23 protein-coding genes and 1 pseudogene are annotated in these 18,141 nt (G+C 72.3%); 13 read left to right on the top strand and 11 right to left on the bottom strand.

What is annotated here, in order from left to right; all coding sequences use genetic code 11:
* Positions 1-7: 7 nt before the first annotated feature.
* The 6 genes from KBB57_RS17035 to KBB57_RS17010 form a co-directional block, all read right to left on the bottom strand.
* Positions 8-1,141 carry an SPFH domain-containing protein gene (locus KBB57_RS17035; RefSeq protein ID WP_290752750.1) on the bottom strand — a complete coding sequence of 378 codons (1,134 nt, stop codon included), beginning with the start codon at positions 1,139-1,141 and terminating at the stop codon, positions 8-10.
* A 90-nt stretch (positions 1,142-1,231) separates the two neighbouring features.
* Positions 1,232-1,519: a type II toxin-antitoxin system RelE/ParE family toxin gene (locus KBB57_RS17030; protein ID WP_290752747.1), complete on the bottom strand. Its 288-nt coding sequence runs from the start codon at positions 1,517-1,519 to the stop codon at positions 1,232-1,234.
* Positions 1,509-1,757 carry a type II toxin-antitoxin system ParD family antitoxin gene (locus KBB57_RS17025; RefSeq protein ID WP_290752744.1) on the bottom strand — a complete coding sequence of 83 codons (249 nt, stop codon included), beginning with the start codon at positions 1,755-1,757 and terminating at the stop codon, positions 1,509-1,511. Before KBB57_RS17025 ends, KBB57_RS17030 begins: the two co-directional genes overlap by 11 nt.
* Positions 1,758-1,810: 53 nt before the next feature.
* Complete coding sequence (locus tag KBB57_RS17020) at positions 1,811-2,830, bottom strand: DUF2927 domain-containing protein (RefSeq protein ID WP_290752741.1); 1,020 nt, start codon at positions 2,828-2,830, stop codon at positions 1,811-1,813.
* 11 nt (positions 2,831-2,841) lie between these two features.
* Positions 2,842-4,032, bottom strand: a complete 1,191-nt coding sequence (locus KBB57_RS17015; protein ID WP_290752738.1) for a toxic anion resistance protein — start codon at positions 4,030-4,032, stop codon at positions 2,842-2,844.
* 20 nt (positions 4,033-4,052) lie between these two features.
* Positions 4,053-4,955, bottom strand: coding sequence for a 5-bromo-4-chloroindolyl phosphate hydrolysis family protein (locus KBB57_RS17010; protein ID WP_290752735.1), 903 nt, complete (start codon positions 4,953-4,955; stop codon positions 4,053-4,055).
* A gap of 352 nt (positions 4,956-5,307) precedes the next feature.
* On the opposite strand from KBB57_RS17010, the gene KBB57_RS17005 reads away from it, so the two are divergent.
* Positions 5,308-5,511, top strand: a complete 204-nt coding sequence (locus tag KBB57_RS17005; RefSeq protein WP_290752733.1) for a cold-shock protein — start codon at positions 5,308-5,310, stop codon at positions 5,509-5,511.
* A 626-nt stretch (positions 5,512-6,137) separates the two neighbouring features.
* Here the strand turns inward: KBB57_RS17005 and KBB57_RS17000 are convergent.
* Positions 6,138-6,851 (bottom strand): annotated as a pseudogene (locus tag KBB57_RS17000) (pseudouridine synthase); the annotation flags it as partial.
* On the bottom strand, positions 6,848-7,519 hold the full coding sequence (locus KBB57_RS16995; RefSeq protein ID WP_290752727.1) for a TetR/AcrR family transcriptional regulator: 672 nt from the start codon (positions 7,517-7,519) through the stop codon (positions 6,848-6,850). The pseudogene KBB57_RS17000 and the gene KBB57_RS16995, both read right to left, overlap by 4 nt.
* 161 nt (positions 7,520-7,680) lie before the next feature.
* Between KBB57_RS16995 and KBB57_RS16990 the strand changes: the two genes are divergently transcribed.
* The gene (locus KBB57_RS16990; protein ID WP_290752724.1) at positions 7,681-7,887 is read left to right on the top strand and encodes a hypothetical protein; all 207 of its coding nucleotides are present in this window, start codon (positions 7,681-7,683) and stop codon (positions 7,885-7,887) included.
* Between the two features lie 88 nt (positions 7,888-7,975).
* A complete protein-coding gene (locus tag KBB57_RS16985; RefSeq protein WP_290752722.1) occupies positions 7,976-8,428 on the top strand; it encodes a nucleoside deaminase in 453 nt (150 codons plus the stop codon).
* Here KBB57_RS16985 and pgeF read toward each other — a convergent pair.
* Genes pgeF through lgt form a run of 3 tightly spaced genes read right to left on the bottom strand, consistent with a single transcriptional unit; the run spans position 8,425 to position 11,145 of the window.
* A complete protein-coding gene (pgeF, locus tag KBB57_RS16980) occupies positions 8,425-9,195 on the bottom strand; it encodes a peptidoglycan editing factor PgeF (protein ID WP_290752720.1) in 771 nt (256 codons plus the stop codon). The two genes, KBB57_RS16985 and pgeF, sit on opposite strands and share 4 nt — an antisense overlap.
* Entirely contained in the window at positions 9,176-10,243 is a 1,068-nt protein-coding gene (locus KBB57_RS16975; protein WP_290752717.1) for an SAM-dependent methyltransferase, read from the bottom strand. Before KBB57_RS16975 ends, pgeF begins: the two co-directional genes overlap by 20 nt.
* Positions 10,240-11,145 carry a prolipoprotein diacylglyceryl transferase gene (gene lgt / locus KBB57_RS16970; protein WP_290752715.1) on the bottom strand — a complete coding sequence of 302 codons (906 nt, stop codon included), beginning with the start codon at positions 11,143-11,145 and terminating at the stop codon, positions 10,240-10,242. The genes KBB57_RS16975 and lgt overlap by 4 nt, the downstream gene beginning before the upstream one ends.
* Positions 11,146-11,307: 162 nt before the next feature.
* Between lgt and KBB57_RS16965 the strand changes: the two genes are divergently transcribed.
* The 10 genes from KBB57_RS16965 to KBB57_RS16920 all read left to right on the top strand — a co-directional run.
* On the top strand, positions 11,308-11,568 hold the full coding sequence (locus KBB57_RS16965; RefSeq protein WP_290752712.1) for a hypothetical protein: 261 nt from the start codon (positions 11,308-11,310) through the stop codon (positions 11,566-11,568).
* Positions 11,569-11,701: 133 nt separating this feature from the next.
* A complete protein-coding gene (locus tag KBB57_RS16960) occupies positions 11,702-11,986 on the top strand; it encodes an accessory factor UbiK family protein (protein WP_290752709.1) in 285 nt (94 codons plus the stop codon).
* Positions 11,987-12,162: 176 nt separating this feature from the next.
* A complete protein-coding gene (locus KBB57_RS16955; protein WP_290752705.1) occupies positions 12,163-12,666 on the top strand; it encodes a YbjN domain-containing protein in 504 nt (167 codons plus the stop codon).
* Between the two features lie 43 nt (positions 12,667-12,709).
* The gene (gene proC, locus KBB57_RS16950) at positions 12,710-13,531 is read left to right on the top strand and encodes a pyrroline-5-carboxylate reductase (RefSeq protein ID WP_290752702.1); all 822 of its coding nucleotides are present in this window, start codon (positions 12,710-12,712) and stop codon (positions 13,529-13,531) included.
* 96 nt (positions 13,532-13,627) lie between these two features.
* Positions 13,628-14,095 carry a phasin family protein gene (locus tag KBB57_RS16945; RefSeq protein WP_290752699.1) on the top strand — a complete coding sequence of 156 codons (468 nt, stop codon included), beginning with the start codon at positions 13,628-13,630 and terminating at the stop codon, positions 14,093-14,095.
* 109 nt (positions 14,096-14,204) lie between these two features.
* Positions 14,205-14,543 carry a tRNA-binding protein gene (locus tag KBB57_RS16940; RefSeq protein WP_290752696.1) on the top strand — a complete coding sequence of 113 codons (339 nt, stop codon included), beginning with the start codon at positions 14,205-14,207 and terminating at the stop codon, positions 14,541-14,543.
* Between the two features lie 99 nt (positions 14,544-14,642).
* A complete protein-coding gene (locus KBB57_RS16935; protein ID WP_290752694.1) occupies positions 14,643-14,933 on the top strand; it encodes a DUF1330 domain-containing protein in 291 nt (96 codons plus the stop codon).
* A gap of 4 nt (positions 14,934-14,937) precedes the next feature.
* Positions 14,938-15,906: a D-glycerate dehydrogenase gene (locus KBB57_RS16930; protein WP_290752691.1), complete on the top strand. Its 969-nt coding sequence runs from the start codon at positions 14,938-14,940 to the stop codon at positions 15,904-15,906.
* Between the two features lie 75 nt (positions 15,907-15,981).
* Complete coding sequence (locus tag KBB57_RS16925; RefSeq protein ID WP_290752688.1) at positions 15,982-16,371, top strand: DoxX family protein; 390 nt, start codon at positions 15,982-15,984, stop codon at positions 16,369-16,371.
* A gap of 196 nt (positions 16,372-16,567) precedes the next feature.
* A partial coding sequence (locus KBB57_RS16920) for a M3 family oligoendopeptidase (protein ID WP_290752771.1) occupies positions 16,568-18,141 on the top strand: 1,574 nt, incomplete at its 3' end.

Below are 18,141 nucleotides of genomic sequence, written 5' to 3'. Positions count from 1 at the left end.
CCGCCTCTCAGCCGGCGGGCGGGGGGGGCGGCGGGGCGCTGAAGAGGTCCGCGAGCTCGGTCACGTCGCGCCCGCGCACCCAGTCCGGGCCGCCCGGCGTCCACAGCCAGGTGTCCGGGCCGATCTCGCCGGCGGCTGCCCGCGCGGCCAGCTCGTCGCGGCGGAACGGGCCGGTCGCCTTGCCGTCGACCGCGACATGCCAGACCTTGCCGCCCGGCGGAGGCGGCGGCGTCTGGGCCGGCGCCTGGGCGGCGGGCGCCGCCGGCGCGTCGGGGGCGGCGCCCCAGGGCCCGCGGCGGGCCATGCGGTCGGCCATCGCCATGCCCATGCCCATCCCCATTCCCGCGGCCATGCCGCCCCCGCCGCCGGGGTTCTCGGCGGACTTCGTCATCGCCTCCGCGGCGCTGAAGTCGGCATATTTCGTGAGGTCGCCCGCGATCGCGGTCGAGGTCCGCTTGTCGAGCACCTTCTCGACCTCCTCCGGCAGCGAGATGTTCTCGATGAAGAACCCCGGCAGCTCCAGCCCGTATTCCGCGATCTTCGGCGCGATGCGCTCGTGGACGATCTTCGCGAGATCGACGGTGTTCGCCGCCATGTCGAGAACCGGGATGCCGGAGGAGGCGATGATCTGGCTGAAGCTCGACACGATGACGTTGCGGATCTGGAACTCGATCTCCGCGGTGGTGAACTCGCCGTCGGTGCCGACGATCTCGGTCATGAACTTGCCCGGATCGGCCACCCGCATCGTGTAGGCGCCGAACGCCCGGAGCCGCACCATGCCGAACTCCGGGTCGCGGCAGGTGATCGGGTTCCGCGTGCCCCACTTCAGGTCGGTGAAGCGGCGGGTGTTGACGAAGTAGATCTCCGACTTGAACGGCGACTGGAACCCGTGATCCCAGTGCTGCAGCGTGGTCAGCACCGGCATGTTGTTGGTCTCGAGCATGTAGAGGCCGGGCCCGAACACGTCGGCGAGCTGCCCCTCATGCACGAAGACCGCCGCCTGGCTCTCCCGCACGGTCAGCTTCGCCCCGTACTTGATCGCATGCCCGTGCCGCTCGAACCGCCACACGATGGTGTCGCGGCTGTCGTCGGTCCAGTCGATGACGTCGATGAACTCGCCGCGGAGGAAGTCGAAGATCATGGCGCGTGGTTCCCTCCCGCTGGCCGCTTCGCTCGGGCCGGCGGCGGCCCCGACTATAGGCCCCGCCCGCGCCGATCGCCACCGCCTCGGCTACGACCGGGTCCAATCCTCGCGCGCATGACGCACGCGCACGACCAACACGTCGCCGTCCGGCTCGGTCACGTAGACGATGACATGCGAGCCGCAGGGGTGGATCCGTGCCGGCGGCGAGAGCTCGTTCCGTTCGCGTGCGATCTGCGGACTGGCGGCGATGACGCCCATGACCCGCCTCAACTCCGTGACGTAGCGATCGGCCTGGCGGGGACCGAACAACCGCAACCCCTCGGCGTGGATGCGGCGAATGTCTGCCGCAGCGCGTCGCGCCAGCTTAAAGGCCACGCTCCGCGGTCCCGGCCCGCAGCGACGCAAGGATGTCGTCCATCGACTCGTCGCTGACGCCGCTCTCCAGCCCCTCCGTCAGCAGGCGCTGCATGCGGGCGATCTTCGCCGCCCGCTCCTGGTCGCGCCGGATCAGGTCGCGCACATAGTCGCTGGCGTTGCTGTAGCGTCCGGACCGGGCCTGATCCTCGACCCAGGTCTTCATGGGATCGGGCAACGAGACGTTCATGGTCGCCATGGCAGGGTCCTCCTATCGAATGATGGCAAGGATTGCCAATCATTGTCAAGAACTCACATCACCCCCGCCATCGTCGTGGCCGCCGCCGCCTGCGCGGCCATCGCGTCCCGGGCGATCGCCGGCAGCAGCGGGCGCACCTCGGCGGCGGTCATGCCCGGATGCAGGCGCGGGTCGTAGAGCATCCGCAGCAGGATCTCGTCGTGCTCGGTCAGGAAGGCGAACTCCAGGCTGTCGTTGAACAGCGACGGCCGCGCGTCGGGGCTGTCGTTCGGCAGCCCCATCGCCTGCGCCATCTCCTCGTTCACGCAGGAGAGCCGCGTCAGCGCCGGATGCTCGGCGCGGATCAGCACCATCACCGCCGCATAGGTCGAGGGCGCCGTCGGCTCGGCGAAGGCGTAGGCGGTGCAGAACGTGTCGATCGGCGTCGAGGCGAGCGCCCCCAGCACCGCCGGCTGGAAGCCCGGGAACGCCGCGGCGGTAGCGTCCGCCGCCACCGCCTGCTCGGCGCTCGACAGCACCATGACGAGGAAGTTCACCTCCGCGCCCGTGCCCATGCGCATGTCGAGCCCGGTCAGCCGGGCGAGCCGCGCGGTGAACGCGGCGATGTCGGCCTTGTCGCGCGCGGCGTCGGCCGGCGGAACCGACGGGCCGATCACCACGCCCACGCGCACCGGCCGCTCCCAGCGCCTGAGCAGCGCCGGCGACTCGCGCCGCACGAAGCGGCCGCCGACGTCGACGTACTCGTCGCGCAGCGCGATCCGCTCGAAGTTGCGCACGAGGTCGTCGACGGTGAACGGCGCGTCCGTGGGCGAGGTGTCGAGCCGCATCCGGCCGCTGGCGGTCAGGTCGCCCTGCACGCCGGCGTAGAACGCCGTCAGCTCGTCCGACGGCGCGGCGGCCTCGGCCGCGACGCGCGCCCGGGGCGGGCCGATCGTCGGCGGTTCGGCGACGGAGGGCGGGGCGGCCGCCGGGTCGCGGGCGCAGGCGGCGAGCAGCAGGAGCGCCGCGGCCGCGCCGAGCCGCCACGCCAGCCGCGCCGCGCCGCCACGATCTCCGCCAGCCCCGCCCGTCACGCCGTCTCCCTTCAGCCCGCCACGCTGCCGCCCATCTGCGCGCCGAGGCCCGTCGCCCGCGCCGAGGCGGCGGCCAGCGCCGCCTTCAGCTCGAGCTCCATCTTCTGCAGGCTCTCCTCGGCGGCGGCGCGCCGCGCCTTGCCCTGGTCCGCGATCTCGAGGCTCTCCTGGATCGTGCCGATCAGGTCGGCGTTCGCCTTCTCGATCGCCTCGATGTCGAAGACGCCCCGCTCCATCTCGGTCCGGATCTCCTTGTTCGCCTGCCGCAGGTTCTCGGCGTTCTTCGTCAACAGCTCGTTTGTGAGGTCGTTCGCCTCGCGCACCACCTTCGCCGCGTCGCGCGAGCGATGAATGGTGACCGCCTGGGCGAGCTGCGTCTCCCACAGGGGCACGGTGTTGACAAGGGTCGAGTTGATCTTGGTGACGAGGCTCTTGTCGTTCTCCTGCACCAGCCGGATCGAGGGCAGCGACTGCATCGTCACCTGCCGCGTCAGCTTCAGGTCATGCACCCGCCGCTCCAGGTCGTCGCGGGCCGAGCGCAGGTCGCGCAGCTCCTGCGCGGCCATCACGCCCTGGTCCTCCGGCGCGGCCTGCACCGCGGCCTCCTTGGCCGGGATGTCCGTCGCGTCGAGATCGGCGAGCTTCGCCTCGCCGGCGGCGATGTAGAGGGCGAGCTCGTCGTAGAAGCCGAGCGTCTTCTCGTAGAGCAGGTCGAGCGACTTCACGTCCTTGAGGAGCGTATGCTCGTGGCGCAGCAGGTCGCCGGTGATCCGGTCGATCTGCCCCTGCACCTCCTCGTAGCGCGCCATGAACTCCGCCACCGGCTGCGCCGAGCCGGTCAGCCGCTCCCAAAGGCTGCGCTTGCGGTTGGGGTCGAGCTCGTCGACCGAGAAGCCGCGGATCGAGGTGACGATCTCGCGCAGCGAATCGCCCGCCGGGCCGATGTCCTTGTTGCGCACGCCGGCCAGCATGTCCTGGCTGATCGCCTGAAGCTCCTCCTGCGCCGCGCTGCCGAAGCGGATGATCGACTGGGTGTTGCCGAGGTCGATCTCCGCCTTGCGCCGCTCGATCTCGGCCTTGACCTCCGGACGGGCGGCCTCGACGGGAGCCACCTCGCCCTTCGGCTCGGGCAGGAGCGCGGCCGTCACCGCCTGCACCTCGGTCAGGGTCGCCTGCGCCTTGGCGCGAACGTCGTCGGACATGGGGATGGCCTCCTGTCGGATCAGCGGGCGACGAGCCCGTCTTGTTGCAGTCTGTCGCGCAGCACCTCGATCTCGACGTCGAGGTCGCTGCGGTTGTCCTCGAGCAGATGCGTCCGCTGGGCGGCGAAGCTCGCCTCGAGATCGCCGAGCAGCGCCTCGTAGCGCGCCTGCGCCTCGGCGTCGCCGCCGCGGCCGACGAGGTCGGCGAGCTTCACCGTCGCGTCGCGCAGGCCGCGCAGGTAGACGTTGAGGAACACCCGGGCGCGGCCGAGGTCGCGGGGATCGTTCTCGATCACCCGGAAGACGTCGCGCGCCTGGTCGCAGATGCGGTCGATCCGTCCCTCCAGCCGGCGGTCGCCGAGCCGCGCCGCCGCCGCCACCGTCTCGCGCACCAGCGCCTCGGCGGCGTCGATGGCGCGGGCCACCCGCTCGGTGGCGAAGGCGTCCGCGCCCTCGATCCCCTTCGCCCGCATCGGGTCGAGCCCGAAGGCGGCGAGCTGCGCCAGCCCCGCCACGACGCCAAAGGCCGCCGCGCCGAGCACGCCCTGCCCGAGGCTCGCGAAGCCGACGGCGAAGACCGAGGCGCCGGTCAGCGCCGCGGCGACGAGCTTGCGGGGCAGGGCAGGGGGCTTCGCCACCTTGCGCGCCTCGAAGGCCGCCTCGGCGCGCAGCCCCTCGTTGAGGAGCCAGGCCGACAGCATCAGCCCGGCGAAGCCGCCGATCTCGGCCAGCATCTCCCCGGCCGCGCCGCGGCGGATCGCGCCGAGCCCGGCGAAGAGCAGCGGCAGCGGCAGCAGGAACATCAGCCGGGCGCGGATCGACACCCGCGCGGCCTGGCGGCCGCGGAACGGCGCGGGCTGCGGCGCGGCCCCGGGACGCGCGCCCGCCGGCGAATGCCGGCCGCCATAGCGTTGCGCCGCCATCAGACCGGCCCGAGCGCCCAGAACCCCGCCGCGAGCACGATCGCGGCCAGGACGACATAGGCGAGAAGCTGCATGCTCGACGACATGTGTTCCCTGCGACCGACTTTGTCTGCCCGCGGCAGACTGCCTGCGACAGACTGCCGCTGTCTACATAGGCGGCATACCTGTGCGTTACCAGTTCCGCAGGGCCGGCGCAAAGACAAGGCGCTTTTTTTGCGGCACGATTCGCGGTAGAAAGTTGGGCCAATTTTCGTTGGCCGGCGGCCCGTGCTCTGCGGGTCGCGCGGTCCTCGGGAGGGGCACAGGGGGGGCCGGCGCTCCGCCGGCGCCAAGGGACTAAGGGCTGTCTCGAATGGCAAAAGGCACCGTCAAGTGGTTCAACACCGAGAAGGGCTACGGATTCATCCAGCCCTCGGACGGCGGTAAGGACATATTCGTGCATATAACGGCGGTCCAGGCCGCCGGCCTGCAATCGCTGAAGGACAACCAGCCGATCGAATACGAGCTCATCGACGGCCGCGACGGCCGCAAGAGCGCCGGCGCGCTCAAGGTCTGAAGTCCGCGCCGTGACAAACCGGCCCACCCGCCTCGCCGCGGTGAAGCCGGTCCGACGGTTTCCGGATCCAGCGGACCCTTGACGATCTGCCGCCATGGCCCGGTCATGGCGGCAGCCCTTGGCCATGCGAGCCGATCGTCGACGAGCCCACGTCCATTCCGCCCGCGCCGCCCAGCCGGCGGCGGCCACGTAACATTACACACTGCAGGACACGGACTCGTCGCCGCCCCATGCCGGCCGCGCGGATCGACCGAAGCGGGCTTGCCCGCGAAGCCCCAGCGCGACAAGCGAAAGCATTGCTTTCGCCGCGCCGGCGGCTGGAGCGCGTTGGCGCGGAAGCCGGGAGGGGCGCAGATTTCCCCGTCGCACGCCATCCGTCCGTGAGCGCCCCGGCGAGCGCGGAATCGCGCTCGCCCCCCGCAGGGGCGAGCGCGGACGGATTTGCCACGGGTCAAATCCGTCTGGCTTCACCGTCGCGACCTACCTTCGGACGGGTTTCCTCTCCACTGTCGTGCAGTGTGGCAACATTATGGCTTGCTTTATATTTCTGCTTAAAATCAATGACTTGACTTGCGTCCCACTGTGGTACGCCTTCCCGGGGCCTTCTCCTTCCGGCCGTCGCCGGAGCCGAGCTGGTCCCGCAGGACCTTGGGCTTCACCTCTTCGACGGCGCCGGGCGGCAGCTCGCCGAGCTGGAAGGGGCCGTAGGAGATGCGGATCAGCCGGTTCACCGACAGCCCCGCCGCGGCGAGCGCCCGGCGCACCTCGCGGTTGCGCCCCTCGCGCAGGCCCACGGTCAGCCAGGCGTTGGCGCCCTGCTGGCGGTCGACCTCGATAGTCATCGGGGCGAAGCGCTCGCCGTCGAGCGTCAGCCCCCGGCGCAGCGGCTCCAGCGCCGCCTCGTCCGGCACGCCGCGGGCGCGCACCCGGTAGCGCCGCAGCCAGCCGGTCGAGGGCAGCTCCAGCCGCCGCTTCAGGCCGCCGTCGTTGGTCAGCAGCAGCAGGCCCTCCGAGGCGAGGTCGAGCCGCCCGACGCTCACCACCCGCGGCATGTCCGCCGGCAGGTTGGCGAAGACGGTGTCGCGCCCCTTCTCGTCCGAGGCGGTGGTCACCAGCCCCGCCGGCTTGTGGTAGCGCCACAGCCGCGCCGGCTCCGGCTCGGCGACCGGCCTGCCGTCGACCGCGATCCGGTCCGCCGCCGTGACCGTCAGCGCCGGCGTGTCGATCCGCTTGCCGTTCACCGCGACCCGGCCCTCGGCGATCATCGCCTCCGCCTGCCGCCGCGAGGCGACCCCGGCCCGGGCGAGCCGCTTGGCGATGCGCTCCGGCGCCTCGCTCACGCCGCCGGCCGGTAGATGCGCAGGAAGCCCTCGACCGCCTCGGCGACATGCTGCTCGATCCGCGCCTCGCAGGCCGCCCCCGCCCCGCAGAACAGCCGACGCAGGAACAGATCGCCCCGGCACAGCGACAGGAACCGCCGCGCCGCCAGGTCCGGGTCGTCCACCTCGATCTCCCCCCGCGCCGCCGCCGCCTCGATCACCGGCGCCAGCCACCGCCGCGCCCCGTCGACCTTGCGGTAGAACTCCTCGCCCAAGGCCGGAAACCGCTCCGATTCCGCCAGCGCCGCCCGAAAGGCGTTCTGCCCCTCGGCCGAGAACGCCTGCTCCGTGGTCCACCGCGCGAAGTCCGCAAGGATCGCCGTCAGCGCCCGCTCCTCCGTCTCGACCGGGATCTCGCGGCGCCAGGCGCAGTCCCCGGACATCACTGCGGCGAAGAGCGCCGCCTTGTCCGGGAAATACCGGTAGAGCGTCGCCTTCGACACCCCCGCCGCGCGGGCGATGTCGTCGACGCTCGCCGCCTGGAACCCGTGCGCGAGGATCACCTCCCGCGCCCCCGCCAGCACCTGCGCGAGCTTGCGCTCCGACGCCCGCTCCCGCGCCGGCTCCTCGCCCCGCTCCGGCGCGGTCGCCTCCGCCTCGCTCCGCTCCCTGGCGTTCTCCACCGGCATCCTCCCGTTCTCCGCCCACGCTACCAGCCGCGCCCGCGTCCGTCCACGCTCGCAATTTGGTGAACCAAACGGTTCAGTTTCGGTTGACATATGGGATCCGCGGCGCCAGATTACGACTCGAAACGAAACAGTTTCGTTTCTTGATAAGAAGGACATTCGCAATGATCCGTTCGTCCCTGATCCTCGGCGCCGCGCTACTCGCCTTTGGCGGCGCCGCCTCGGCCGAGACGCTCTCGCAGGCGGTGAGCTCCGGCCGCTACGACCAGGCGGCGGTGCAGCAGCTGCTGGCCGGCTCGGGCCTCACCTACAACGAGGCCCAGAGCATGACGATCAGCGAGATCGCCCAGAAGAAGTGGAAGGACGACTGATCCCTCCCGGCCGCCGCCCTGCCGCGCGTCCGGCGCGGCGGGACGGCGGCCCCTTGCCGCGCCCCGCGCGGGCGCGGCAGATGGCTCCATGACCCGCTTCGCGCCGTTCATGGAGATCGCCCTCGCCGAGGCCCGCGCCGCGGCCGCCCGGGCCGAGACGCCGGTCGGGGCCGCCATCGCCGGCCCCTCCGGCGACCTCCTCGCCCGCGACGGCAACCGCACCCGCGAGCGCGCCGACCCGACCGCCCACGCCGAGATCCTCGCCATCCGCGCCGCCTGCGCCGCCGTCGGCTCCGAGCGGCTGCCGGGCGCCGTCCTCTACGTGACGCTGGAGCCCTGCGCGATGTGCGCCGCCGCCATCGCCGCCGCCCGCATCGCCCGCCTCGTCTACGGCGCCCCCGACCCGAAATCCGGCGGCGTCGAGCACGGCGCCCGCGTCTTCGACCACCCCCAGACCCACTGGCGCCCCGAGATCGTCGCCGGCGTGCGCGAGGCCGAGTCCGCGGCGCTGCTGCGAGCGTTCTTCGCCGAGCGGCGCTAACCCAGCGCAATCGCCGAGAGCAGGCGGCCGTAGTCCGTCTCGCCGGCGTGGGTGGTGCGGCGGTAGGAGAAGAACCGCTCCGGGTCGGAGAAGGTGCAGCGCCCGAGCCACTCCGCCTCGGCGACGCCCGCCGCCCGCAGGCGGGCGAGCACGAAGCCCGGCAGGTCGAAGCGCATCCGGTCGCCCTCGCCTTGCGCGAAGTGCCGGGCAAAGGCCGGATCCTCGTCGGCGAAGCGGTAGTAGAACTCCGGCCCCACCTCGTAGGCGCGCTGGCTGATCGTCGGGCCGACGCAGGCGCGCACCCGGCCGGCCTCGGCCCCGAGCCCTTCCATCGCCTCGAGCGTCGCCTCGAGCACCCCGTCGAGCGCCCCGCGCCAGCCGGCATGGGCGGCGCCGATAACGCCGGCCTCCGGGTCGTGGAACAGCACCGGCGCGCAGTCGGCCGTCAGGATCCCGAGCGCCACCCCCGGCCGGTCGGTCACCGCCGCGTCGGCGCGCGGCCGCTCGCTCCACCCCTCGGGCCCGGCGACCACCGCCTCGGCCGAGTGGATCTGGTGCAGCGACAGCAGCCGCTCCGGCGCCACCCCGAGCGCCGCCGCCGCCCGGGCGCGGTTCAGCCGCACCGCCTCGGCCTGGTCGCGCGAGCCGGGCCCGCAGTTCAGGCCGCGATAGACGCCCGACGAGGCGCCCCCCCGGCGGGTGAAGAAGCCGTGGCGCGTCCCGGCGAGAAGGTCCGAGGTCAGGATCTCAAGGGCGTTCTGGGGCATCGGCGAATCCGGGCGGCAGACCCGCCCCGGACGGGACGATGGCCAGCGCCTTGAACAGCGTTCCCATTTCGGTGGGGTCGGTCAAGCGCCGAACGTCCCCTGCGAGCCGGGCCGCGACCTCCGCGCCCCGGCCGCGCGCCAGCCGCTCGGCCCGCGCCGCGATCCCGAGCCGCGCCAGGAGCTCGCCCTGCGCCGCCGGTCCGAGGCTGCGCGCCGGCCGCGCCGCCTCGGCGAGCGCCCGGAAGCGGACATGCGCCGTCAGGTCGGCCTCCCCCGGCGCGGCCAGCGGATCCGCCGGCGCATGGCGCGAGACCGCCTGCAAGGTGTCGCCCGTCCCGTCCCATTCGCCGTAGTCGACGACCAGCGCCGCGCCCCCCGCCGCCGCGATCCGCGCCCCGACCTCCGCGGCCACGGCCTCGCCGGCGGGGCAGGTCTCCACCACCACCCCGTCGGGGGTCAGCGGAAAGCGCGCCTCCAGCCCCGGATCGACGTGCAGCGGCCCCCAGTCGAAGGCGAGCCGCCCGTCCGCCACCCCGACCCGCCGCTCCTGCCAGCCGGGATCGGCGCGGCGGTGCTGGCGGATCGGCAGCGCGTCGAAGAACTCGTTGGCGACGAGGAAGAGCGGCCCCGCCGGCAGCTCGGAGAGGCGCGCCGCGAAGTGCGGCCGGAACGCGGCGAGCCGCGCCGCCTGCGCCCGGCGCAGCACCGGGCTCGTCTCCACCAGCCACAGCTCCGCCGACGCGAGGAACCCCGGCAGGGCGGCCAGCGCCCGCAGCGCGTCGGCCATCAGCGTCCCGCGCCCGGGGCCGAGCTCGGCGAGCACGACCCGCCCCGGCGCTCCCTGGTCGAGCCACGCCTGCCCGATCCATGCGCCCACGAGCTCGCCGAACATCTGGCTCACCTCCGGGGCGGTGACGAAATCGCCCCCCGGGCCGAAGGGATCGCGGGCGGCGTAGTAGGCGGCCCCCGCCTCGGCGAGATAGGCGTCGAGCCCGATCGGCCCCCCGGCGGCGATGCGCGCCGCGAGCGAGGCGGCGAGCGGCGTCACCGCCTGCGCCGGGCCCGCCGCGCCGGGGCGGGCGCCGGCGGCCCCGGGCGCAGGAGGAGCACGATCCCCGCGACGATCATCGGCAGCGACAGGATCTGCCCCATCGTCAGGCCCCAGGTTCCGAAGGCGATCACGTGGCCGAACGGGTTGGCCGCGGTCACGAACTGCGCGTCCGCCTGCCGGAAGCCCTCGACGAGACAGCGCGCGAGCCCGTAGCCGAGCAGGAACAGCCCCATCACCCGCCCCGGCCGCGCCAGCGCCCCGCGCCGGACGGCGAGGAGCAGCAGGAGCCCGAGCGCCACGCCCTCGAGCGCCGCCTCGTAGAGCTGCGAGGGATGCCGGCCGCAGGCGATCGGCCAGGGCACCGGGCAGTCGGCGCCGGGGAAGATGACGCCCCAGGGCGCCTCGGTCGGCCGCCCCCACAGCTCGCCGTTCACGAAATTGGCGAGCCGCCCGAAGAACAGCCCGATCGGCGCGGCGGCGGCGACCGCGTCGCCGAGGCGCAGCGTGTCGACGCCGTTCTTCCGGGCGAAGCCGATCGTCGCCAGCACCACCCCGAGGAAGCCGCCGTGGAAGGACATGCCGCCCTTCCAGACGGCGAGGATCTCGGCCGGATGCGCGAGATACCATCCCGGCTGGTAGAAGAGCACGAAGCCGAGCCGCCCGCCGAGGATCACGCCGACGACCATCCAGGTCAGCAGGTCCTCGGCGCGCGCCGGCTCCATCGGGCTCCGCCCGCCCCAGAGCGCCGGCCGCGCGCAGAGCCAGGCGATGTAGCGCCAGCCGAGGACCAGACCGACGATATAGGCGAGCGCGTACCAGCGCAGCGCCAGCTCCCGCCCGAGCACGTCGACCGAGAAGATCACGGGATCGATGTCGGGAAAGGGCAGGGCGAGCAGCATCGGGCGTCCGTGCGGGGCAGGGGGGCGCCGCCTGCATCACGGCCGCCCCGCCCCTTGTCAAGCCGGCGGGAGGCCGGCCCCGCGCCGATCGCGCGCGTTGCGTTTCCCCGCCTCCGGTGAGACCGTCGGGACGTCGCCAGTGAGCGACGAGGGGAAAGCGTCATGCCGAAGCTGCTGATCACCCATGAGGTCGAGGATGTCGCCCATTGGCTCGCGTCGCCGAAGCGCGAGGAGGTCTTCGCGGGCGTGGCCACGAACATCACGACGTTCGTCCACCCGCAGGACGCGAACCGCGTCGCCCTGACGATGGAGGTCGCCGACATGGCGGCCTTCGAGAAGCTCGTGCGGAGCGAGGCGGGCGCGGCCGCGATGAAGTACGACGGCGTCCGGCCGCAGACCCTGGTCGTCTACGTCGAAGGCTGACTGGCGCGGGCGCCGCCGCACGTCGCGGGGGCGACCGCGCGGGCAGACGACCCTCACATCCGTTTGGCGCCCCCGTTGGAAAGCGGGCGCCGCGGGTCCATATGCTCCGCCGAGGCAAGGAGGGCGACCGGCCATGCAGACCCGCGGCAAGATCTTCGACGACATCTCGCAGCTGATGACCAACGCGATGGGCGTGGCGCAAGGCGCGCGCACCGAGGCCGAGACCGCGCTCAAGGGCCTCGTCGACCGCTGGCTCGCCGACCGCAACCTCGTCACCCGCGAGGAGTTCGACGCGGTGCGCGCGATGGCGCAGAAGGCGCGCGAGGAGAACGAGTCGCTCAAGGCCCGGATCGAGGCGCTGGAGGCGGCGCGGCGCAAGCCGAAGGCGGCTGCGGGCGGCGATTCCGCGGAGGAGTAGCCGCGTTAACAACCCGTCGATTTGTGACGGCGCTGTCACAAGATTTGTCTTTACAGCGGCTCAGGCGTCGCCCACCATATCTTGTAGGTCGTGGGTTCCGGCCTATGACCTGTTGTTAACCTCCCACCCCGGTCGGGGTTCGCCCCGGCGGCGGTCCAGATGGAAGGGCGTCGGGCATGGCTGTTGTCGAGCGTGATTTCAATTCCGAGGAACTCCACCCGATCGACATCGTGGAATCGCTCGCCGAGGAGCGGTCGTGGGACTTCGACCGCATCGCCGACGACCAGATCGCCATGGCCATCGAGGGCGCCTGGCGCACCTATTCCGTCACGCTCGCCTGGTCCGCGCGCGAGGAGACGCTGCGGCTGATCTGCGCCTTCGAGATGGCGCCGCCGACGCGCAAGCTGCCGGCGTTCTACAAGGTGATGGCGCTCGCCAACGACAAGTGCTGGTCGGGCGCCTTCGTGCTCTGGCCCGACCAGAAGCTCATGGTCTACCGCTACAGCCTCAACCTCGTCGGCGGCGCGACCGCCGGCGCGGGCCAGATCCAGGACATGGTGCGCGCCGCCGTGGCGGCGTCGGAGCGGTTCTATCCGGCCTTCCAGCTCGTCGCCTGGGGCGGTGAGGCCCCCGAGAAGGCGCTTGGCATCGCCATGGGCGAGGCCTACGGTCGCGCCTGAACCTCGCGGCCCCTCCCCGGCCGCGGACCGGGGAGGGGCGCACATGAACATCGCTGGTCTCTCCGATCGCGGCCTCGTCCTGCTCGGCTGCGGCAAGATGGGCTCCGCGCTGCTGGAGGGATGGCTCGCGAGCGGCCTGCCGCCCTCCGCCGTCTCGGTGCTCGAGCCCACCCCCTCGCCGCGGCTCGAGGGACTCGCCCGCGAGGGCCTCCGCCTCAATGACTTCCCGCCGGCGCCGCCCGCCATCGCCGTCGTCGCGGTCAAGCCGCAGACCATGGGCGCGGCGCTGCCCCGCCTCGCCGCCTATGGCGGCGGCGGCACCCTCTTCCTCTCCATCGCCGCCGGCACCCCGATCCGCGCCTTCGAGGCGGCGCTCGGCCCGGGCACGCCGGTGGTGCGCGCCATGCCGAACACCCCCGCCGCCATCGGCCGCGGCATCACCGCGCTGGTCGGCAACGCCGCGGCGGACGAGGCGGCGATGGACGCCGCCCAGGCGCTGATGGCCGCGGTCGGCGAGACCGCCCGGCTCGATTCCGAGGCGCAGATGGACGCGGTCACCGCCGTCTCCGGCTCCGGCCCGGCCTATGTCTTCCTGCTGATCGAGGCGCTCGCCGCCGCCGGCGAGGCCGAGGGCCTCGACCGCGACCTCGCCCTGCGCCTCGCCCGCGCCACCATCGCCGGCGCCGGCCGGCTGGCGGAGTCCGCCGACGAGGATCCCGCCCGCCTGCGCGTCAACGTCACCAGCCCGGGCGGCACCACCGCCGCCGCGCTGGAGGTCCTCATGGATCCGCACGAGGGCCTGCCAGCGCTGCTCTCGCGCGCCGTCGCCGCGGCGGCCGAGCGCAGCCGCGCGCTCTCCGGCTAGGCTCATGCTGCAGTGCAGCATGGACCCCTTGATTTCCATGCTGCGGTGCAGCATATAGACGACAAGAGCAACGACCCCAGACCAAGGAGACCCCAGATGTTCGATCCCAAGACGTTCTCGTTCGATGTCGAGAAGCTGACCGACTTCTTCAAGCAGAACGACTTCACCAAGCAGCTCTCCACGCTGAAGATGCCCGGCTTCGACGCCGAGGCGCTCATCGCCGCCCAGAACAAGAACATGGACGCCCTCGTCGAGGCCAACAAGGCCGCCGCCGCCGGCTACCAGGACCTGTTCAAGAAGCAGATGGCGATCTTCGAGGAGACGATGGCCGAGGCGGCCAAGCACCTGAAGTCCTTCGACGCCACCAAGCTCGACCCCGAGAAGGCCAAGGCCCAGGGCGAGCTCGCCAAGGCCGCCTTCGAGAAGGCGATCGCCAACATGCAGGCGCTGGCCGAGAGCGCCCAGAAGGCCAACACCGACGCCTACGAGATCGTCGCCGCCCGCATCCAGGAGAGCCTGTCCGAGCTCCGCGACATGGCCGGCAAGCTGACCTCCAAGGCCTGACCCCCGCGCCAGCCGCACAAACCTGTCGAGCGACGAAACCGCTTGCCCTCGCCGGGCAGGCGGTTTCTCTATGCGGGCCGCCGCTCTACATGGCGCCGCCGAGGCCCGCATGCCCGAGATCGCCTTCGACGACTTCCTCAAGGTCGACATCCGCGTGGGCCGCGTCACCCGCGTCGAGCCCTTCCCCGAGGCCCGCAAGCCGGCCTTGAAGCTCTGGATCGACTTCGGCCCCGAGATCGGCGAGCGCAAATCGTCGGCGCAGATAACCGAGCACTACGCCCCCGAGGCCCTGCTCGGCCGTCTCGTCCTCGCCGTCGTCAACTTCCCCCCGCGCCAGATCGGCCCCTTCCGATCCGAGGTCCTCACCCTCGGCCTCGCCGACGCGAACGGCGCCGTCGTCCTCATCCAGCCGGAGCGCCCCGTCGCCCCCGGCGCCCGCCTGCACTGACGGCGCACGCGCGGTTTTCCGGTCTGGTCAGCCCGGGACGCAGGCGATACCGTCCCGGCCGGAAACGCGCCCCGGAGGCGCGGCAGGGGGGATGACGGCATGGCGGCGTACCTCGTGGTCGATACGGAAATCACCGACCCCGACGCCTACGAGCGATACAAGGCGTTGGCGCGGCCGACGGTCGAGGCCCATGGCGGCGAGTACCTCGCCCGCGGCGGCGCGCTCGACGTGCTGGAGACCGATCTCTGGTCGCCGAGCCGGCTGGTCATCATCCGCTTTCCCGACGCGGCCGCAGCCCGGACCTGGGCCGACAGCCCGGACTACGCGGCGGTCAAGCCGATCCGGCACGGGGCGGCCCGATCGACGCTGGCGATCGTCGAAGGGGTCTAGCGCCATGTCCACGCCCCGCATCATCGTCACCCGCAAGATGCCCCAAGCCGTCGAGGACCGCCTCGCCGCCTCCGGCCTCGACGTCGTCTTCAACGAGGACGACCGCCTCTTCACCCGCGCCGACACCATCCGCGCCCTCCAGGAGGCCGACGGCATCCTCCTCGCCGTCGGCGACCCCCTCGACGGCGTGCTGCTCGACGCCGAGGGCAGGCGCCGCGCCCGGATCATCGCCAACTTCGGCGTCGGCGTGAACCACATCGACCTGGACGCGGCGAGGGCGCGCGGCGTCATCGTCACCAACACCCCCGGCGTCCTCACCGACGCCACCGCCGACACCGCGATGATGCTGATCCTCCAGGCCACCCGCCGCGCCTCGGAGATGGAGCTGGCGCTGCGCCGCGGCGAATGGGGCGGCTTCTCCCCGACCGCCGATCTCGGCATGTCGATCCAGGGCAAGACCCTCGGCGTCGTCGGCATGGGCCGCATCGGCGCCGCCACCGCGCGGCGCGCCGTGCTCGGCTTCGGCATGAAGGCGATCTACTTCAACCGCTCCGCCGTCGGCCCCTGGGACTTCCCCGCCGAGGCGCGCCCCTCGATCGAGGCGGTGATGGAGGAGGCCGACGTCGTCACGATCCACGCCCCCGGCGGCGGCGCCAACCGCGGCCTGATCTCCGCCGAGCGCATCGCCCGCATGAAGCCGACCGCCTACCTCGTCAACACCGCCCGCGGCGACGTCATCGACGAGCCGGCGCTGACCGCGGCCCTCGCGGAGCGCCGCATCGCCGGCGCCGGCCTCGACGTCTTCGCCCACGAGCCCAACGTGCCCCCCGAGCTCGTCGCGCTGGAGAACGTCACCCTCCTCCCCCATATCGGCTCGGCGACGCTGGAGACCCGCACCGCGATGGGAATGCTCGCCGCCGAGAACCTCATCGCGCATTTCCGCGGCGAGCCGCTGCCCTCACGGGTAGTTTAACCGCCCGGGGTTGACGGCGGCGTGATCGCCGGGCGAATTCCCGACGTCTGTTGTCAACAAGTCGAGATCCCGAACATGGCCAAACCCCTGAACGCCTGGGCTCCGCGCATGCTGAGCGTGCTGCGCATCATGGCGGCGCTGCTCTTCATGGCGCACGGCACGCAGAAGCTCCTCGGCTTCCCGGCCTCCGACTTCAGCCCGGCCATGTTCTCGCTGCCCTGGATCGCCGGCGTTCTGGAGCTCTTCGGCGGCGCCGCGCTCGTCGTCGGCTTCATGACCCGCCCGGTCGCCTTCGTCCTCTCCGGCCTGATGGCGGCCGCCTACTTCATGGCCCACGCGCCGCAGAGCTTCTTCCCGACGCTGAACGGCGGCGACGCGGCGATCCTCTTCTGCTTCGTCTTCCTCTACCTCGTCTTCGCCGGCCCGGGCCCCTGGAGCATGGACGCCGCCCGCGGCCGCGCCTGACGCTTCCCGCCTCCGACATGCCTCGCGGCCCGGACTGTCCGGGCCGCCACGTTTTCGTGGCCGCCTCGACACGGGCCGGCCGAGCGCATAACTCTGCGCCCGACCCGTCCCCGACTGCGCCGAGGAGCACGCCATGACCGATTTCCGCGCCCGCGACGCCCGCGACCCCGCCGCCGGCGACAACGAGCTCGGGCCCATGCCCTCCTGGGACCTCTCCGCGCTCTATACGGGCGAGGCCGCCCCCGAACTCGCGGCCGACCTCGACTGGCTCGCCGCCGAATGCGCCACCTTCGCGCGCGACTACGAGGGCAAGCTCGCCGGGCTCGACGCCGCCGGCCTCCTCGCTGCCGTCCGCCGTTGGGAGCGCATCCAGCAGGTCTCCGGCCGGATCATGAGCTTCGCCGGGCTGCGCCACTACCAGAACACCCTCGACCCGGCCCGCGCCAAGTTCTTCGGCGACAAGCAGGCCGCGATCACCGACGCCACCACGCCGCTCGTCTTCTTCACGCTGGAGCTGAACCGCATCGACGACGCGGTGCTCGACGCCCGCCTCGCCGCCGACGCCGCGCTCGCCCGCTACAAGCCGGTGCTCGACCGCGTTCGCGCCATGAAGCCCTATCAGCTCTCCGACGAGCTGGAGAAGTTCCTGCACGACCAGTCCGTCGTCGGCGCCGCCGCCTGGAACCGGCTCTTCGACGAGACCATGGCCGGCCTCATCTTCGAGGTTCAGGGCGAGACCCTCGGCCTCGAGGCCACCCTCAACCTCCTCTCCGACACCGACCGCGCCAGGCGCCAGGCCGCCGCCGAGGCGCTGGCCGCCGTCTTCGCCGAGAAGCGCGCCCTCTTCGCCCGCATCACCAACACGCTCGCCAAGGAGAAGGAGGTCGAGGACCGCTGGCGCAAGCTGCCCACCCCGCAGACCTCGCGCCACCTGGCCAACGACGTCGAGCCCGAGGTGGTGCAGGCCCTGCGCGACGCCGTGGTCGCCGCCTATCCGCGGCTCTCGCACCGCTACTACGCGCTGAAGGCGCGCTGGCTCGGCCTCGACAAGCTCCAGGTGTGGGACCGCAACGCCCCCCTGCCGCGCGACGACGACCGCAAGATCCCCTGGGCCGAGGCGGTGGCCACCGTCCTCGCCGCCTACGGCGACTTCGACCCGCGCATGGCCGAGCTGGCCCAGCCCTTCTTCGGCGACGGCGGCTGGATCGACGCCGCGGTGAAGCCCGGCAAGGCCCCCGGCGCCTTCGCGCATCCCACCGTCACCGACGCCCACCCGTTCCTGCTCCTCAACTACCTCGGCAAGCAGCGCGACGTGATGACGCTCGCCCACGAGCTCGGCCACGGCGTCCACCAGCGCCTCGCGGCGAAGCAGGGAGAGCTCCTCGCCGACACGCCGCTGACGCTGGCCGAGACGGCCTCGGTCTTCGGCGAGATGCTGACCTTCCAGAAGCTCCTCGCCGCCGCCGGGACGCCCGAGGCCCGCAAGATTCTCCTCGCCGGCAAGGTCGAGGACATGATCAACACCGTGGTCCGCCAGATCGCCTTCTACGATTTCGAGTGCAAGCTCCACGAGGCGCGGCGGCAGGGCGAGCTGACGCCCGAGGACATCGGCACCCTGTGGATGAGCGTGCAGGGCGACAGCCTCGGCCCTGCCTTCGAGTTCATGCCGGGATACGAGACCTTCTGCTCCTACATCCCGCATTTCATCCACTCGCCGTTCTACGTCTACGCCTACGCCTTCGGCGACGGGCTGGTGAACGCCCTTTACGC

It is taken from the genome of Amaricoccus sp. (genome assembly GCF_017993425.1).
Lineage (GTDB): Bacteria > Pseudomonadota > Alphaproteobacteria > Rhodobacterales > Rhodobacteraceae > Amaricoccus.
The sequence above is the reverse complement of the archived record's forward strand: the minus strand, read 5'-3'. Positions and strand labels throughout refer to the sequence as shown.